Origin of the sequence: uncultured Campylobacter sp. (assembly GCF_938018145.1) — a bacterium.
Lineage (GTDB): Bacteria > Campylobacterota > Campylobacteria > Campylobacterales > Campylobacteraceae > Campylobacter_A.
Genome location: NZ_CALIII010000455.1, coordinates 1 through 2,696, shown reverse-complemented (window position 1 = coordinate 2,696; position 2,696 = coordinate 1). Strand labels below are relative to the sequence as shown.

General features: G+C 44.4%; 4 protein-coding genes. 2 read left to right on the top strand and 2 right to left on the bottom strand.

From position 1 onward, the window contains the following. Together Q0338_RS10645 and gmhB are read right to left on the bottom strand one after the other, a co-directional pair. Positions 1-716: NAD-dependent epimerase/dehydratase family protein (locus tag Q0338_RS10645; RefSeq protein WP_298086697.1), on the bottom strand; the 716-nt coding region annotated here is incomplete at its 3' end. Continuing rightward, positions 713-1,237: a D-glycero-beta-D-manno-heptose 1,7-bisphosphate 7-phosphatase gene (gene gmhB, locus Q0338_RS10640; RefSeq protein ID WP_298086696.1), complete on the bottom strand. Its 525-nt coding sequence runs from the start codon at positions 1,235-1,237 to the stop codon at positions 713-715. The genes Q0338_RS10645 and gmhB, both read right to left, overlap by 4 nt. 141 nt (positions 1,238-1,378) lie before the next feature. Here gmhB and Q0338_RS10635 point away from each other — a divergent pair, with 141 nt between their 5' ends. Both Q0338_RS10635 and Q0338_RS10630 read left to right on the top strand, forming a co-directional pair. Next, positions 1,379-1,684 (top strand): c-type cytochrome, encoded by a 306-nt coding sequence (locus Q0338_RS10635; protein ID WP_298086695.1) that lies wholly within the window; start codon positions 1,379-1,381, stop codon positions 1,682-1,684. A gap of 142 nt (positions 1,685-1,826) precedes the next feature. After that, complete coding sequence (locus Q0338_RS10630) at positions 1,827-2,129, top strand: c-type cytochrome (protein ID WP_298086694.1); 303 nt, start codon at positions 1,827-1,829, stop codon at positions 2,127-2,129. Positions 2,130-2,696: the final 567 nt, after the last annotated feature.

Sequence of the window (2,696 nt, the reverse complement as noted above, 5' to 3'; positions counted from 1 at the left end):
AGGGCGAGCAAATTGGCTTGCACGATGTCTTTTATATAGACGAAGTCGCGCTTGATTTTATCGCTACCCTCAAAGAGACTCGGATTTTTCCCACTTAAAATTTGCAGACCGAACTGCAGCACCATCGAGGCGGTTTTGTTTTTATAAAACTCCCTCGCGCCGTAAACGTTAAAGTATCTCAGCCCCACGACCGCAACGCCTCTTTTAGCGTATTTTCGGCCCAGATCGTCCATTTTTAGCTTTGAAAAGCCGTAGACGTTATTTGGCGCTTCGCATTCGCCGACTCTTTGCGGGCTTTTTGCGTTGCCGTACGTGGCGCCCGAACTTGCGTATATCATGCGCGCGCCCGTTTTTTCGCAGATATCTAGCAGGTCTTTAAAGCTATTTAGATTAGTCCTCATTAGCTCGCCTTGCTCGGTTACCGTAGTATCCGAGATCGCCGCCTCGTGAAATATCGCTTCGGGAGCGAATTTCTCGATCATCGCTAGCGTTTTAGCGCAGTTTATGTCGCCCTCGTAAATTTCGCCCGAAAAGCCGAGCAAATTTTTAAAATGCCCGAAGCTTTTTAGATTGCCGTTGCTAAATTTCTCGTCGCTTCTAAATTTATCCACGGCGAGCACTTCTACGTCTTTTAAATTTTCATCGAAATAATGCGCCAAATTTGAGCCGATGAAGCCCGCCGCGCCCGTTATTACGACCTTTTTTATATCTTTCATATTTTTCCTTCTTTTTTTAAAAACTCTAGCGCCTCAGCCACGCTTTTTAGCCGGTCGTCCAGCTTTAAATTTATCCCGACGCCGGCACTCTGCCCCGCCTGCACGTCGCTATCCTTGTCGCCTATCATGATTGAGCGCGCAAGGTCGATATTTAGCTCGTTTGCGGCATTTAGCAGCATGCCTGGCTTTGGTTTACGGCAAAGGCAATCAGCTTCCGGCGCATGCGGGCAAAAGTAAATTTTTTCTATCTTTACGCCCTCTTTTTCAAACTCGCCCAGCATAAATTTGCAAAGCTCGTCAAACTGCTCCAGCGTGTAGTAGCCTCGCCCGATGCCTGATTGATTCGTCACCACGACTAGCGCGTAGCCTGCCTGCGCAAATTCTCTCAAAGCAGCAAAAATGCCCTCTTTAAAAACGAAGTCCTCGCGTCTATAAACATAGCCCGCATCCTCGTTTATCACGCCGTCGCGATCAAGAAATAGCGCCTTTTTGGACGCCGTTTTAAACCCTGTTTTATCCATGTCGAAAATTATACAAAAAAAAGCTAAATTTAAATGAAAATCGCCGTCCGCACCGCGCTAGAAACTAATGCTAAAAACTAATGTAAAATTTAGCTTTTTGTACTATAATTTGCCCGTCACAACTCCACAAAAGGATATAAAATGAAAAAACTAATCGTTGTTTCAGGTGCAGCCGCATTGCTAGCGGGTAGCCTATTTGCCGCTGACGGCGCAACACTTTACAAAAAATGCGCAGCCTGTCACGGACCGAAAGCGGAAAAAGTGTATCTAAACAAAGTTCCTGCGCTTTCGTCTCTTTCTAAAGAAGAGATCGCTGAGGCTTTAAAAGGTTACAAAGAGGGCAGCCTAGATAAATTTAAGTCTTCTGCGATGATGAAACCTCTAGCAAAAGGTCTTAACGACGAGGATATCGCCGCTCTTTCAGAGTACATCCCTACTCTAAAATAACCCTTTTCGGCGGAGTTTTTCCGCCGATTTTTCTCTGCTTTTTATTTCGCGCTTCATTTTAGTAACTTTTTTATAAAATTTCTTTTCTTTTAAGCTTTTAGGGCTATAATCTCGTCTAAATTTCTATCAAAAAGGACGAAAGATGAAAATCTATCACATTGCAACCGCCGTTTTGGCGCTAAATTTATCTCTACTTGCGGCCGACGGCGCAGCTATTTACAAAAAATGCTCAGCCTGTCACGGCGAAAAAGCGGACGTAAAATACGCAAACAAAGTGCCTGCGCTAACTAGCATCAGCAAAGAGGACCGCATAAAAGCGCTACAAAGCTACAAAGACGGCTCAAACAATAACTTCGGCATGGGCAAGGTCATGCATCTACACGCCAAAAACCTAAGCGACGAGGACATGACGGCGGTTAGCGAGTATATCGATAGCTTAAAATAGTCTTTGCTGGTAGATTTCAAACGATCTCTGCGAAACAAATCATAAAAATCCCGCGCTTGGCTTGCATTTTTGGCAAGCCTTCGCTCGCGAGGCTCAAATTTGACTTTAAATTTGAGCTTTTGCCACTATTTAGAAAGAACAATTTTAATAGGCGCAAAGGCTCGCAAAATTTGAGTCAAATTTGACGCCGCTACACAACCAAACCCGTGAATGAAATTTAATTACTAGCTAGTTTTAACCGCATAAACGTCAAATTTGTCCGTATTGAAGCCGCTTGTGATGTCCGCCGGTTTTAAAATTTTCACCCAGATTTACCGCCCTAGCGCGCCCCTTGGTGGCAGCAAATTGAGCTCCAAATTCGCTCTATTTTAAATTCTAGCGCAAATTTATCCGCTCAAATTTGGCGCCGAATTTAACGGAGGCTAGCTAAAATTTGACGCTCAAATTTAAACCCATTATCCGTCAAATTTGCCCGCACGAATTCTGCTAAATTTAAACAAAAACACTCATTTAGGCGGCTTATAGCCCTTTTCTTTGCGGCGCAGCTCCAGCTCGTAGGCGTCGTTT

Coding starts and splice junctions, on each gene's coding strand:
- gmhB (WP_298086696.1), bottom strand. CDS start 1,237: ATGGATAAAACAGGGTTTAAAACGGCGTCCAAAAAGGCGCTATTTCTT.
- Q0338_RS10630 (WP_298086694.1), top strand. CDS start 1,827: ATGAAAATCTATCACATTGCAACCGCCGTTTTGGCGCTAAATTTATCT.
- Q0338_RS10635 (WP_298086695.1), top strand. CDS start 1,379: ATGAAAAAACTAATCGTTGTTTCAGGTGCAGCCGCATTGCTAGCGGGT.